The sequence below is a fragment of the Pseudomonas sp. FIP_A4 genome (genome assembly GCF_036701605.1).
GTDB classification, from domain to species: domain Bacteria; phylum Pseudomonadota; class Gammaproteobacteria; order Pseudomonadales; family Pseudomonadaceae; genus Stutzerimonas; species Stutzerimonas phenolilytica.
Genome location: NZ_JAYDXP010000126.1, coordinates 226,738 through 239,050, shown reverse-complemented (window position 1 = coordinate 239,050; position 12,313 = coordinate 226,738). Strand labels below are relative to the sequence as shown.

14 protein-coding genes are annotated in these 12,313 nt (G+C 62.8%); 7 read left to right on the top strand and 7 right to left on the bottom strand.

Going from position 1 to position 12,313, the window contains the following annotated elements; translation table 11 throughout:
- Positions 1–11 precede the first annotated feature (11 nt).
- The 5 genes from U8L64_RS14325 to pilG all read right to left on the bottom strand — a co-directional run bounded on the left by U8L64_RS14325 (position 12) and on the right by pilG (position 4,479).
- Positions 12–878 (bottom strand): CheR family methyltransferase, encoded by an 867-nt coding sequence (locus tag U8L64_RS14325; RefSeq protein ID WP_043299523.1) that lies wholly within the window; start codon positions 876–878, stop codon positions 12–14.
- A gap of 63 nt (positions 879–941) precedes the next feature.
- Positions 942–2,990: a methyl-accepting chemotaxis protein gene (locus U8L64_RS14320; protein ID WP_043299515.1), complete on the bottom strand. Its 2,049-nt coding sequence runs from the start codon at positions 2,988–2,990 to the stop codon at positions 942–944.
- 75 nt (positions 2,991–3,065) lie between these two features.
- Complete coding sequence (locus tag U8L64_RS14315; protein WP_234303168.1) at positions 3,066–3,602, bottom strand: chemotaxis protein CheW; 537 nt, start codon at positions 3,600–3,602, stop codon at positions 3,066–3,068.
- A 62-nt stretch (positions 3,603–3,664) separates the two neighbouring features.
- Positions 3,665–4,030, bottom strand: coding sequence for a twitching motility response regulator PilH (gene pilH / locus U8L64_RS14310; protein ID WP_008568495.1), 366 nt, complete (start codon positions 4,028–4,030; stop codon positions 3,665–3,667).
- Between the two features lie 41 nt (positions 4,031–4,071).
- Positions 4,072–4,479: a twitching motility response regulator PilG gene (gene pilG, locus U8L64_RS14305; RefSeq protein WP_234303167.1), complete on the bottom strand. Its 408-nt coding sequence runs from the start codon at positions 4,477–4,479 to the stop codon at positions 4,072–4,074.
- 232 nt (positions 4,480–4,711) lie between these two features.
- Between pilG and gshB the strand changes: the two genes are divergently transcribed.
- The 7 genes from gshB (at position 4,712) to U8L64_RS14270 (ending at position 10,543) form a co-directional block, all read left to right on the top strand.
- Positions 4,712–5,662 carry a glutathione synthase gene (gene gshB, locus U8L64_RS14300; protein ID WP_077682770.1) on the top strand — a complete coding sequence of 317 codons (951 nt, stop codon included), beginning with the start codon at positions 4,712–4,714 and terminating at the stop codon, positions 5,660–5,662.
- 87 nt (positions 5,663–5,749) lie between these two features.
- On the top strand, positions 5,750–6,643 hold the full coding sequence (locus U8L64_RS14295) for an energy transducer TonB (RefSeq protein WP_043299513.1): 894 nt from the start codon (positions 5,750–5,752) through the stop codon (positions 6,641–6,643).
- 73 nt (positions 6,644–6,716) lie between these two features.
- Positions 6,717–7,286, top strand: coding sequence for a YqgE/AlgH family protein (locus U8L64_RS14290; RefSeq protein WP_333398113.1), 570 nt, complete (start codon positions 6,717–6,719; stop codon positions 7,284–7,286).
- The gene (gene ruvX / locus U8L64_RS14285; protein ID WP_077682771.1) at positions 7,283–7,711 is read left to right on the top strand and encodes a Holliday junction resolvase RuvX; all 429 of its coding nucleotides are present in this window, start codon (positions 7,283–7,285) and stop codon (positions 7,709–7,711) included. Before U8L64_RS14290 ends, ruvX begins: the two co-directional genes overlap by 4 nt.
- Positions 7,712–7,733: 22 nt before the next feature.
- Entirely contained in the window at positions 7,734–8,246 is a 513-nt protein-coding gene (gene pyrR, locus U8L64_RS14280) for a bifunctional pyr operon transcriptional regulator/uracil phosphoribosyltransferase PyrR (protein ID WP_333398112.1), read from the top strand.
- 9 nt (positions 8,247–8,255) lie between these two features.
- Positions 8,256–9,272, top strand: coding sequence for an aspartate carbamoyltransferase catalytic subunit (locus U8L64_RS14275; RefSeq protein WP_043299509.1), 1,017 nt, complete (start codon positions 8,256–8,258; stop codon positions 9,270–9,272).
- Positions 9,272–10,543, top strand: coding sequence for a dihydroorotase (locus tag U8L64_RS14270; protein WP_043299508.1), 1,272 nt, complete (start codon positions 9,272–9,274; stop codon positions 10,541–10,543). Before U8L64_RS14275 ends, U8L64_RS14270 begins: the two co-directional genes overlap by 1 nt.
- A gap of 83 nt (positions 10,544–10,626) precedes the next feature.
- On the opposite strand, the gene U8L64_RS14265 is transcribed toward U8L64_RS14270, so the two are convergent.
- Both U8L64_RS14265 and U8L64_RS14260 read right to left on the bottom strand, forming a co-directional pair.
- A complete protein-coding gene (locus tag U8L64_RS14265) occupies positions 10,627–11,022 on the bottom strand; it encodes an NINE protein (protein ID WP_008568505.1) in 396 nt (131 codons plus the stop codon).
- 109 nt (positions 11,023–11,131) lie between these two features.
- Positions 11,132–12,277 carry a PilT/PilU family type 4a pilus ATPase gene (locus tag U8L64_RS14260; RefSeq protein WP_043299507.1) on the bottom strand — a complete coding sequence of 382 codons (1,146 nt, stop codon included), beginning with the start codon at positions 12,275–12,277 and terminating at the stop codon, positions 11,132–11,134.
- Between the last annotated feature and the right edge of the window lie 36 nt (positions 12,278–12,313).

Here is a 12,313-nt window from a genome sequence, read left to right as displayed (position 1 = left end):
AGCGACTCCGCTCATAAACTCTTCCGGGTAAAGGCCAGAACCTGATCATCGGCCACCGGCACCAGGTCCGGATGCTGCCAACCCACCACCTCGCCGACACCGACCACCAGCAATCCTCCCGGCGCGAGTCGCTCGGCCAGACGGTTCAGGATTTCGCGGCGGCGCCAGCGACGAAAATAGATCAGCAGGTTCTGACAGAAAATGACGTCCAGTCCTGCAAGCGGCGCGCTGGCCAGCTCCAGAACATTTAGCTTGGCGAAGCAGACCCGCGCCACCAACTCAGGCGCGACCTGGGCACGGTTGTGCGGCATGCTGACGAAATAACGCTCACGCAAGGGCGCTGCTACCTGTTCCAGACGACGCTCGTCGTAAATAGCATTGCGCCCCTTCTCCAGAGCACTGAGGCTGATATCGGTGCCGGTTACACCGAAACGATCGACAGCGGCGCAATCGCGCAGGACTTCGGAGGCGCTGATGGCCAACGAGTAAGTCTCCTCGCCGCTGGCACAACCGACGCTCCAGAGGCTCCAGGGCCGCTCGATGCCTTCGTGGCGCAAACGCTGCGCCAGATAGCGTTCAAGCAGCGTGAACGACTCGGGATGCCGAAAGAACCGAGTTTCCTGCACCGTCAGCCGGTCCATGAGCAGCGACCATTCCACCGCACCACGCGGGCCGGCCGTGACCTGGCGGTAGTAACTCGAATAGTCGGCGGCGCCGATTTCGCGCATGCGCGCACTGAGATTGGTCTGCAGAAAGACGCGACGCCCCTCGGAAACCACCATGCCCGAACGCTCTTCGAGCAGGGCCTGCCAGACATGGAATTCCGCTGCCGACATCTCGGCAATCGGCTCCAAAGCCCAGTCCAGTCTTGACTGCATGCTGCCCTGCCCCTCGCTCATGATCATGAGCGGCGGCCACCAGCGGCCGCCGCTGCGGTCGAATCACGCCCGATCCTGAGCGTCCGGCAGAGTGAAGCCGGAAACCGACTGGCGCATCTCGTTGGCCATCTTGGCAAGGTTACCAATGCTTCTGGCAGTGGCGCTGGTACCGGACGAGGTCTGCGAGGTGATCTCCTGAATCACGTTCATGGTGTTGGAGATGTGACCGGCAGAGGAGGCCTGCTGGCGCGCTGCGTTGGAAATGTTCTGGATAAGCGCCGCAAGGGTCTTGGACACTTTCTCGATCTCCTCCAGCGCCACACCGGCATCCTGCGCAAGGCGTGCACCGCGTACCACTTCCGACGTGGTCTGCTCCATCGAGATTACGGCCTCGTTGGTATCGGTCTGAATGGTCTTGACCAGCGCCTCGATCTGCTTGGTCGCAGCGGACGAGCGTTCCGCCAGGCGTTGAACCTCATCCGCAACCACCGCGAAGCCGCGACCCGCGTCGCCGGCCATCGATGCCTGGATCGCAGCGTTCAACGCAAGGATGTTGGTCTGGTCGGCGATGTCGTTGATCAGGCTGACGATGTCACCGATCTCCTGCGAGGACTCGCCCAGACGCTTGATCCGCTTGGAAGTGTCCTGGATCTGCTCGCGGATGTTATCCATGCCGGTGATGGTGTTGTGCACCACTTCGTTACCCTTGTTGGCAATCGCAACCGAGCGCTCTGCTACCGCGGACGATTCAGCGGCGTTGGCGGATACCTGGTCAATGGAAACGGCCATCTCGTTGATTGCCGCCGAAGCCCCGGCAATCTCCTGTGCCTGATGTTCGGACGCCTCGGCCAGATGCATGGCGGTCGCCTGGGTTTCCTGGGCCGCGCCGGAAACCTGTACCGCAGTTTGGTTGATGGTTTCCACCAGTTCGCGCAGCTGGTCGATGGAGTAGTTGATGGAGTCAGCAATCGCGCCGGTGAAGTCCTCGGTTACAGTCGCCGCCACGGTGAGGTCACCGTCGGCGAGATCGCCGATTTCATCGAGCAGGCGCAGAATCGCGGCCTGGTTGCGCTCGTTTTTCTCGGCCGTTTCGCTCAAGCGACGACGCGCTTCCTGCACCATCACGAGACCGATCAGGATGATCGACGCCAGCGCCAAGGCGCCCAGCACGTAGCCGGCGATGGTATTGAGATAGCGGGCATCGGCACGGTTCTGCAGGCCTTCGCCAAGCGCGGACGTCTTATCGAGCAGTGTCTGCGACACCTCGAAAATGCTGTTGGCAGACTCGCGTACCTGGAACAGTTCGGGCGAGGTTTCCAGAATTTCGTCCACCGAACCCGAGACAAATTGGAACAGTTCGGCGATCTCTGCCAGGCGATCAAGCGCCTCGGCATCCGTCGCGCGGGTGATCCCCATTGCCACGTTGCCTTCGATCATCGCATTCAGAACGCGACCGAAGAGGCTGGCATCACGGCCGAACATGTCTGCAGCCTGCACCGAATCCTGGTCGCCGGAAAGCACCTTGTTCACCGAGCCGAGAATACGTTCCGCCAGCAGAGACTGGCGCTGCGCGACCGAAACCTGGGCGGCGGGTGCCCCGCTTTCCAACAGGATGTCGACGACCTCTTCGTATTCAACCTGCAGCTGTGGAATGGTTTCAGCCAGAGTGGTCGCCACCTGATGCAGCGACAGCACCGTCTGCTCGCTGGCCAGAATGGCGTCAGTGTTGCGACGTAGCGTGTTCCAATCCTGCTGCACCGCATCGATCTCGACCTGCAGGCTCTGCGGTACGGCGGGCAGGCCGATGCTTTCGTCACCCTTGGACAAATAACCCCAGCGCCGGTCGAAGTCGTTGCGGGCCGCCTTCAACGAGGCGAAGGCTTCCTTCGTACCGGCCGCAGCTTCCACCGCGTTCTTTGCGATGTGCTGTGACAGTACGCGCAGTTCGCCAGCGTGCGCGATGTACTCGTTATCATGGTCGGCCTGCCGATTGACGTACGCGAAATTCGCGAACAACAGTACGATCGAAACGATCAGAACAACGAACAGCCCAGTGATGAGCGTATTGCTACGCAGGCCGCTCAACAAAGCAATCGCTTTCATTTTTTTCATTATCCGGCCCCCGCCTGGACCCCCGTGCGCTTCCATCAAAAACCAAAAGGCCGGCACCTTGCCGGCCCACCAACATCAGAAAGCAACATCCATGAAAGTCGGATGCGCCGCCAGCGCATGCGGGCTGAAGACCAGCCAAGGCTGTTCCCGCTGAAATACGCCGTGAATAAAAGGCTGAATTGCCGCCTCTACCGGTGGCACTTGCTCCGAGAACGCCTCCACGGGAAAGTGCTGCATGCCGAAGACCTCGTCGACCGTCAGCCCTGCGAAGACGTCCTGATGATCAACGACGAGCAGCCGGCGCTGTTTGCGTAAAGGCGATAGTTCGTAGCCCAAGTAGCCGCATAGATCCATTACCGGCAACAATCGGCCGCGCACGTTGGCAACCCCTTTAACCCAGCTTTTGACGCCAGGCAGCAAGGTATAGCGCGGTTCATGCAGGATCTCGCCAACCTCCCCCATCGGCGCGACGAACAACCGCCCCCCCATACGAAAACCGATCCCGCCCCAGGTCTGCACTACCTCTTGCTGAGAGGGCAGCCCTGCTGCTAGCTGACGGCAACGACCATCGATCTCCAGCAGTCGCTGAAATGGTGCCTGCTTATCCGACATTACCGACCACTCCCCTGCTCTGTCAGGTCGTTGAAACCACCTGCAATCGGGATGATCCGGTGTCAGCCAGCCAGCACGGCGTTCAAGGTCTGCAACAGCGTCGCCTCGTCCACTGGCTTGGTCAGGTAGTCCTTGGCCCCCTGGCGCTTGCCCCAGACCTTATCGGTTTCCTGATCCTTGGTGGTGACGATGATCACCGGAATGTGACTGGTTTCCGAATCTTTGGTCAGCTGCCGCGTCGCCTGGAAACCGTTAAGTCCCGGCATGACGATATCCATCAGTACCGCGTCCGGCTTTTCCTGCCGAGCCAGCGCCACGCCGTCAGCACCATTCTCGGCCTTGAGCACGACATGTCCGTGCTTCTCCAGCATGGCAGCCAGCTTGTACATTTCGGTCGGCGAGTCATCAACAATCAGAACGCGAGCCATGTTTTCTCCATTAGAAGGCTTCAACAGCACACAACACGGAATCAGGATGCCTGCTCGATGGGTACGAAATCAGGAACGTGAGCCTTGATGGCGCCGAGCAGCTCTTCCTTACTGAAAGGTTTGGTGAGGTATTGATCGGAGCCGACGATGCGCCCTTTCGCCTTGTCGAACAAGCCATCCTTGGAGGACAGCATGATCACCGGCGTCGATTTGAACGAGCTGTTGTTCTTGATCAAGGCGCAGGTCTGATAACCATCGAGTCGAGGCATCATGATATCGACAAAGATGATACGCGGATGGGTATCGGCGATCTTGGCGAGCGCATCGAAGCCATCCACCGCCGTGATGACGTCACAACCTACTTTCTTCAGCAGGGTTTCAGCGGTGCGACGAATCGTTTTCGAATCATCGATCACCATGACCTTCAAGCCCTCGGAGTGCTGTTCCATTTCGCCCTACCATCGCCTCGATGAGTCGTAATTTTTCGTTAAGCCAGAGTGCCGCAAGGCCCTGAAACCGATAGGCCCCGCCCATCGCGCGACCTTTGTAGCACACTCATTCTGCACAGGCTATCGACGGGAAAATCACTCGGATTTTCCTTGACCCAGCGCACAACCGCCGCCAATCTGCGTCGGCACTTCACGCCTCGGCGGCCACGCCCACCACCTGCGGAGAACCGATATGACCGTTCGCGTCGGGATCATCATGGACCCTATCGCGCAGATCTCCTTCAAGAAGGACAGCTCGCTGGCCATGCTGTTGGCCGCCCAGGCCCGCGGCTGGGAGTTGCACTACATGGAGCAGCGCGACCTCTACCAACAGGGCAGCCAGGCCCGCGCGCGAATGCGCCCGCTAACGGTCTTCAATGACCCGACGCACTGGTTCGAAACCGGAGAGGAGCGCGACACCGCACTGGCCGAACTGAATGTGATCCTCATGCGCAAGGATCCGCCATTCAACAGCGAATACGTCTACGCCACCTACCTGCTGGAACTGGCCGAACAGGCTGGCACCCTGGTAGTCAATCGCCCCCAGAGCCTGCGCGACTGCAACGAGAAATTCTTCGCCACGCAGTTTCCGCAATGCACTCCGCCAACGCTGGTCAGTCGCCGGTCGGACATTCTGCGCGAGTTCGCCCGCGAGCAGCGTGACATCATTCTCAAACCCCTAGATGAAATGGGCGGCGCCTCGATATTCCGCCACCGCGAAGGCGACCCGAACCTCTCGGTGATCCTGGAGGTGCTGACCGAGCACGGCAGCCGCCAGATCATGGCGCAGCGCTATATCCCAGCCATCAAGGACGGCGACAAGCGCATCCTGATGATCGACGGGGAACCAGTGCCGTATTGCCTGGCTCGCATCCCTGCCGCTGGCGAGACGCGCGGCAATCTCGCCGCCGGCGGGCGCGGCGTCGCCCAACCGCTATCGGAGCGCGACCGCGAGATCGCCGCCATCGTTGGTCCGGAGCTGCGTAAGCGTGGCCTGCTGTTCGTTGGATTGGATGTCATCGGCGACTACCTTACGGAAATCAATATCACCAGCCCGACCTGTATCCGCGAGATCGATAGCGCCTTCGACACGCGTATCGCCGAGCGCCTGATGGAGGCCATTGCCGCCAAGCTGCAAGCTTGAACCAGCTAACAGCTTTGAGCTTGAAGCTTGCGGCTTGAAGCTCAAAGCCGGCAGACTGCGCGGCACTTTCGAGCCGACCGAAACGCGATGAACGCAGCAATCCGCCAGCCATCCTCAGTATCACCCCGCGTCCGCCCGGCCGATCGACTAGGTTTCACCCTGTTTCTCGCCGCCGTATTGCACGTCGCCTTGATCCTCGGCCTGGGCTTTTCGATTGCCGAGCCCCAGCAGATCAGCAAGACCCTGGAAATCACGCTGTCCACCTTCAAGAGCAAGGAAAAGCCCAAGGAGGCGGACTTCCTGGCCCAGGATAACCAGCAGGGCAGCGGTACGCTCGAGCACAAGGCATCGCCCAAGACCAACGTGCAGGCACCGTTTCAGGACACCGAGGTACGCAAGGTTTCCCCACCACCCAGCCGCCCGCAGGCAACCCGTCAGGAAGCGCCGAAGGCAGCGATTGCCACACGCAGCCCGCAACCCGACAAGACTCCGACCAAGCAACAGCGTCAACCGCAGCCCAAACCGCAAGCGGCGCCCGCATTCGATAGCTCCCAGCTGAGCGCCGAGATTGCCAGCCTAGAAGCCGAGCTGGCGCAGGACGTCGAGCGCTACGCCAAGCGACCGCGCGTCAATCGGCAGAACAGCGCGGCAACGATGCGTGACATCAGCGCTTGGTATCGCGACGAATGGCGCAAGAAGGTCGAGCGCATCGGCAACCTCAACTATCCGGACGAGGCCCGCCGCCAGCGCATCTACGGCAGCCTGCGGATGCTGGTAACCATCAACCGAGACGGCACGGTGCAAGAATTGCGCGTGCTTGAATCATCCGGCCAGCCCGTACTGGACGAGGCCGCACTCCGCATCGTTCGCCTGGCGGCCCCCTTCGCGCCGTTCACCGGCGAGCTGGGGCAGAAGTTCGACCAGGTCGAGATCATCCGCACCTGGCGCTTCGAGCGTGGCGACCGACTGTCCAGTCGCTGAGCCGGCGCGACGGACGGTGTCAACGCGAGCATGCCAGTAGCCTGCCGCCCCGGCAGGCCTTAAGCTAGCCGGCATGAAAAGCACCGCGCCCAGCTACCTCAAGCATCATTTCTTGATTGCCATGCCACACATGGCCGACCCGAATTTCGCCCAGGCGCTGATCTACCTGATCGAGCATGGCCCTCAGGGCGCGATGGGACTGGTAATCAACCGCCCCAGCGGCCTCAATCTGGCCGATGTGCTCGAGCAGCTGCGTCCCGAAGAACCTATCGCGCCGGCTTGCCATGAGCTCACCGTTTACAGCGGCGGCCCGGTCCAGAGCGACCGTGGCTTCGTCCTGCATCCGTCAGAGGAGCAGTTCCAGGCGACCCTGGCGCTCGGCGAGCTGGGCATGTCCACCTCGCAGGACGTGCTGTTCGCCATCGCCGATGGCCACGGGCCGCAGCAACATTTCATCGCCCTCGGCTACGCCGGTTGGGACGCCGGCCAGCTGGAGGTCGAACTGGCCGACAACGCCTGGTTGAGCTGTCCGGCGGATCCCCGAATCCTGTTCGAATTGCCAGCCGAACAGCGACTGCAGGCCGCCGCCGCCAGTCTTGGCATCGACCTGCGACTGTTGAGTAGCCAGGTGGGCCACGCATGAGCGCACCGCGTCTGCTGCTCGGCTTCGACTTCGGCACCAAGCAGATCGGCGTGGCAGTAGGCCAGGCCGTCACCGGACAGGCACGCGAGCTCTGCGTGCTGAAGGCGCAGAACGGCACACCTGACTGGAGCCGGATCGAGGCACTGCTGCGCGAATGGCAACCCGACGCGCTGGTGGTGGGCCTGCCGTTGAACATGGACGGCAGCCCGAGCGAGATGAGCGCCCGCGCGGAAAAATTCGCCCGGCGCCTGGCGGGGCGTTTCAACCTGCCGGTGCACACCCACGACGAACGCCTGACCACCTTCGAGGCCAAGGGCGAACGCCTGCGCCAGGGCCAGCACGGCGGCTATCGCGAACGCCCGGTCGATGCGCTGGCGGCCGCACTTTTACTGGAGGGCTGGCTGAGCGAACACGCCACGGCCTGACCCGCACGAGCGAGGAGAATCCATGACCCTGCCCAATCCCGAGCTGCTGTTACCCGAGATGGCGGCTGCCCTGCGCCAGCACTTGCACAGCCGCGCCATCGTCGCACCGCGCTTCATCGGTATACGCACCGGCGGTATCTGGGTCGCCCAGGCGCTGCTCGATGAAGGCAACTGGGACGAGCCGCTGGGCATCCTCGACGTATCCTTCTACCGTGACGACTTCACCCAGAGCGGCTTGCACCCGCAGGTGCGGCCGTCGGAGCTGCCGTTCGAGATCGAAGGACAGCACCTGGTGCTGATCGATGACGTGCTGATGACCGGTCGCACCATACGCGCGGCGCTCAACGAGCTGTTCGACTATGGCCGCCCGGCCAGCGTGACGCTGGTCTGCCTGCTCGATCTGAACGCTCGCGAGCTGCCGATCTCCCCGGACGTGGTCGGCGCCACGTTGTCGCTGACACCCCAGCAGCGCATAAAATTGCTCGGCCCCGCACCGCTCGCCCTCGAGCTGCAGACCCTCGATTCCGCCAACTGAGACCTCGCGATGACGCAACCCGACGTTAAGCGCCCGCTGCAGCTGAACGACAACGGCCAGCTGCGCCACTTCCTCTCGCTGGACGGCCTGTCCCGCGAGCTGCTCACCGAAATCCTCGACACCGCCGACTCCTTCCTCGAGGTAGGCGCGCGGGCAGTGAAGAAGGTCCCGCTGCTGCGCGGACGGACGGTGTGCAATGTGTTCTTCGAGAACTCCACACGCACCCGCACCACCTTCGAGCTGGCCGCCCAGCGGCTGTCGGCAGACGTCATCACGCTCAACGTATCGACCTCGTCAACCAGCAAGGGCGAGACGCTGACTGACACCCTGCGCAATCTCGAGGCAATGGCCGCCGATATGTTCGTGGTACGCCATGCCGATTCCGGCGCGGCGCATTTTATTGCCGAGCACGTCTGTCCCAACGTGGCGGTGATCAACGGCGGTGACGGCCGCCATGCGCACCCGACCCAGGGCATGCTCGACATGCTGACCATTCGCCGGCACAAGGGCGGCTTCGAAAACCTCTCGGTGGCGATCGTCGGCGACATCCTGCATTCGCGGGTAGCGCGCTCGAACATGCTGGCGCTGAAGACCCTGGGCTGCCCGGACATCCGCGTGATCGGTCCGAAGACCTTGCTGCCCAGCGGGCTCGAGCAGTACGGCGTGCGCGTGTTCCATGACATGGACGAGGGCATCCGCGATGTCGACGTGGTGATCATGCTGCGCCTGCAGCGCGAACGCATGCAGGGTGGCCTGCTGCCCAGCGAGGGCGAGTTCTACAAGCTCTATGGTCTGACCGCGCAGCGCCTGCGCCTCACCAAGCCGGACGCCATCGTCATGCATCCGGGGCCGATCAACCGCGGGGTGGAAATCGAATCGGCGGTGGCCGACGGTCCGCAATCGGTGATTCTCAACCAGGTCACCTACGGCATCGCCATTCGCATGGCGGTGCTGTCGATGGCCATGAGCGGGCAGGCGACACAGCGTCAGCTCGAGTCCGAATCCGTCTCCGAGGAGCAGAACTGATGCTTACCCACATCCTCGGCGCGCGCGTGATCGACCCAGTCAGCGGGCGGGACGAAGTCGCCGACATCTATATCGAAGCCGGCAAAATTATCGCAATCGGCGCCCAGCCCGCCGGCTTCGTCGCGCAGCAGAGCATCGACGCCAACGGCCTGATCGCAGCTCCAGGGCTGGTCGATCTGTCCGTGGCCCTGCGCGAACCCGGCTACAGCCGCAAGGGCAGCATTGCCAGCGAAACCCTCGCCGCGGCGGCGGGTGGCACCACCACGCTGTGCTGCCCACCGCTGACCAAGCCGGTGCTGGATACCGCGGCGGTCACCGAGCTGATCCTCGATCGCGCCCGCGAATCCGGCCACACCAAGGTCTATCCGATCGGCGCGCTGACCCGCAATCTCGCCGGCGAGCAGTTGTCCGAGCTGGTCGCTCTGCGCGAAGCCGGCTGCGTCGCGTTCGGCAACGGCCTCGCCGATTTCGCCAGCAACCGCAACCTGCGGCGCGCGCTGGAATACGCCGCGACCTTCGACCTGACCATCGTTCTGCACTCGCAGGACCGCGACCTGGCCGAGGGCGGTCTCGCCCACGAGGGCCCGGCGGCCAGCTTTCTCGGCCTGTCGGGCATTCCCGAGAGCGCCGAGACCGTGGCCCTGGCGCGCAACCTGCTGCTGGTGGAGCAGGCCGGCGTCCGCGCGCATTTCAGCCAGCTGACCAGTGCGCGCGGCGCGCAGATGATCGCTGACGCCCAGGCACGCGGCCTGCGGGTGACCGCTGACGTGGCGTTGTATCAGCTGATTCTCACCGACGAGGCGCTGCACGGTTTCTCCAGCCTGTATCACGTGCAGCCGCCGCTGCGCAGCCGTGCCGATCGCGACGGTCTGCGCGAGGCGCTGAAGGCGGGTGTCATCTCGGCGATTGCCAGCCATCACCAGCCGCATGAAGTCGATGCCAAGCTGGCACCGTTCGGCGAGACCGAGCCGGGCATCAGCAGCGCAGAAATTCTCCTGCCGCTGGCCATGACCCTGGTGGAAGACGGTCTGCTCGATCTGCCGACGCTGCTGGCGCGCCTGTCCAGCGGCCCGGCGGCCGCCCTGCGCCTGCCGGCGGGCCGTCTCGCCGTCGGCCAGGCAGCGGATCTGGTGCTGTTCGACCCACGCAGCTCGACGCTGGTCGGCGAAACCTGGCTTTCCAAGGGGCGCAATTGCCCGTTCATGGGCCACTGCCTGCCGAGCGCTGTGCGCTACACCATCGTCGACGGACACATCAGTTTCCAGGGCTGAAAGCACAGCGCGACCGGTGCGGAAACCCGCACCGGTCGCGCGCTCACCGCAGACCGACGTCAGCAGCCACCGCTGCGTTCGCCTCAGCGCTGCTGCGCGTTGCGCAGGGAAATCTGGTCGTTCAGCGTCCAGAAGTCATAGAGCACGCCGAGGAAGAACAGCCCGCCGGTGCACAGGTAGATGATCCCGCTGATCCATTTGCCCTGATACATGCGATGTACGCCGAACACGCCGAGGAAAGTCAGCAGGATCCAGGCGACGTTGTAGTCGATGGAACCGGACTGGAAGCGCAGGTCGGCTTCGCGGTCCATCGACGGGATCAGGAACAGGTCGATGATCCAGCCGATGAAGAACAGGCCGAGCGTGAAGAACCAGATGGTCCCGGTGACTGGCCGACCGTAGTAGAAACGGTGCGACCCTAGAAAACCGAATATCCATAGAAGATATCCGATCACCTTGCTGTGTGTGTCCTGCTGCACGTTTGCCCCCTTGGCTGCGATGGATCAGCGTCTCGACTGTATCGCCGCGCGCGCATCCGGCACAACCGGACCTGCTGCTCCGTTCGCGGCGCGGCGCGGGACGGCAGCGCTAGCGGAAGCTACGCCCCGGATCATCGTCGCTGACTTCCAGGCTCAGGCCCTGCGACATACTGGTCAGGTGCTCGCCGTCGGTTTCCGAACCCAGCTTGATCAGCAGACGCAGATCGTTGGCCGAATCGGCGTGCGCCAGCGCATCTTCGTAGGTGATCTCTCCCTGCACGTAGAGGTTGTACAGCGCCTGGTCGAAGGTCTGCATGCCGAGTTCGGTGGAGCGCTTCATCAGATTCTTCAGCTCGTGCACCTCGCCCTTGCGAATCAGGTCGGCCGCCAGCGGGGTATTGATCAGCACCTCGATGACCGCGCGGCGACCCTTGCCATCCGGCGTCGGCACCAGCTGCTGGGCGACGATGGCCTTGAGGTTTAGCGACAGATCCATCCACACCTGCTGCTGCCGGTCGGCGGGGAAGAAGTTGATGATGCGATCCAGCGCCTGGTTGGCGTTGTTGGCGTGCAGGGTGGCCAGGCACAGGTGGCCGGTCTCGGCGAAGGCCACGGCGTAATCCATCGTCTCGCGGGTACGCACTTCGCCGATGAGGATCACGTCCGGCGCCTGGCGCAGGGTGTTCTTCAGCGCCACGTCGAACGATTCGGTATCGATGCCGACCTCGCGTTGGGTGACGATACAGCTCTGGTGCTGGTGAATGAACTCGATCGGGTCCTCGATGGAAATGATGTGGCCGCTCGAGTTCTTGTTACGGTAACCGATCATCGCCGCCAGCGAGGTGGACTTGCCGGTACCCGTGGCGCCGACGAACAGCACCAGGCCGCGCTTGGTCATCGCCAGCTTCTTCAGCACATCGGGCAGCTTGAGGTCTTCGATGGTCGGGATGTTGGTTTCGATGCGCCGCAGCACCATGCCGGCCAGGTTGCGCTGATAGAAGGCACTGACGCGGAAACGGCCGATACCACGGGCGCTGATGGCGAAGTTGCACTCGTGATTTTCGGTGAACTCGCGCCGCTGTTGTTCGTTCATCACGCCGTGCACCGTTTCGCGGGTCATCTCCGGCGACATCGGCGTTTTACTCACCGGCATGATCTTGCCGTTGATCTTCATCGACGGCGGTACGCCGGCCGTGATGAACAGATCGGAGCCGCCCTTTTCCACCATCAGGCGCAACAGTTTCTCGAATTCCATCGGGGTTCTCGCAGGCGCGGCGCCATCGCATTCAGG

What these genes read in the sequence shown, in the direction of transcription:
- U8L64_RS14325 (WP_043299523.1), bottom strand. Translation starts at nt 878, where the DNA reads ATGCAGTCAAGACTGGACTGGGCTTTGGAGCCGATTGCCGAGATGTCG.
- U8L64_RS14320 (WP_043299515.1), bottom strand. Translation starts at nt 2,990, where the DNA reads ATGAAAAAAATGAAAGCGATTGCTTTGTTGAGCGGCCTGCGTAGCAAT.
- U8L64_RS14315 (WP_234303168.1), bottom strand. Translation starts at nt 3,602, where the DNA reads ATGTCGGATAAGCAGGCACCATTTCAGCGACTGCTGGAGATCGATGGT.
- pilH (WP_008568495.1), bottom strand. Translation starts at nt 4,030, where the DNA reads ATGGCTCGCGTTCTGATTGTTGATGACTCGCCGACCGAAATGTACAAG.
- pilG (WP_234303167.1), bottom strand. Translation starts at nt 4,479, where the DNA reads ATGGAACAGCACTCCGAGGGCTTGAAGGTCATGGTGATCGATGATTCG.
- gshB (WP_077682770.1), top strand. Translation starts at nt 4,712, where the DNA reads ATGACCGTTCGCGTCGGGATCATCATGGACCCTATCGCGCAGATCTCC.
- U8L64_RS14295 (WP_043299513.1), top strand. Translation starts at nt 5,750, where the DNA reads ATGAACGCAGCAATCCGCCAGCCATCCTCAGTATCACCCCGCGTCCGC.
- U8L64_RS14290 (WP_333398113.1), top strand. Translation starts at nt 6,717, where the DNA reads ATGAAAAGCACCGCGCCCAGCTACCTCAAGCATCATTTCTTGATTGCC.
- ruvX (WP_077682771.1), top strand. Translation starts at nt 7,283, where the DNA reads ATGAGCGCACCGCGTCTGCTGCTCGGCTTCGACTTCGGCACCAAGCAG.
- pyrR (WP_333398112.1), top strand. Translation starts at nt 7,734, where the DNA reads ATGACCCTGCCCAATCCCGAGCTGCTGTTACCCGAGATGGCGGCTGCC.
- U8L64_RS14275 (WP_043299509.1), top strand. Translation starts at nt 8,256, where the DNA reads ATGACGCAACCCGACGTTAAGCGCCCGCTGCAGCTGAACGACAACGGC.
- U8L64_RS14270 (WP_043299508.1), top strand. Translation starts at nt 9,272, where the DNA reads ATGCTTACCCACATCCTCGGCGCGCGCGTGATCGACCCAGTCAGCGGG.
- U8L64_RS14260 (WP_043299507.1), bottom strand. Translation starts at nt 12,277, where the DNA reads ATGGAATTCGAGAAACTGTTGCGCCTGATGGTGGAAAAGGGCGGCTCC.